We start from the raw sequence: 290 nt of genomic DNA, 5'->3' as shown, positions 1-290 counted from the left end.
CACCCAGCGGTCGAACGCGAGCCGCGGCCCGGCGCGCGACAGCGTCGCCTTCACGAACCACACGACGAGCGCGACCACGATCAGGATCGCCCACCACCAGTGCCGCACGAATTCCGACAGCGCCATCATCACGACCGTGAGGATCGGCAACTGCTGTTTCGTGCTCGCAAACACGTTGACGACCTGCGGCACCACGTAGCTCAGCAGGAACGTGACGATGCCGAACGCGATCAGCGTGACGATGCCCGGATACGTGAAGGCCAGCAGGATCTTCTGCTTCAGCGCGTTGC

1 pseudogene is annotated in these 290 nt (G+C 64.1%); it reads right to left on the bottom strand.

Annotated elements, in window-relative coordinates:
- Window positions 1-290: pseudogene (locus ACNQQL_RS36200) on the bottom strand (type II secretion system protein GspF); the annotation flags it as partial.

The sequence above is a fragment of the Burkholderia sp. LFS061 genome (assembly GCF_047978125.1).
GTDB lineage: Bacteria > Pseudomonadota > Gammaproteobacteria > Burkholderiales > Burkholderiaceae > Burkholderia > Burkholderia pyrrocinia_C.
Note: the sequence above shows the minus strand (reverse complement) of the source record. Positions and strands in the feature narration are given on the sequence as shown.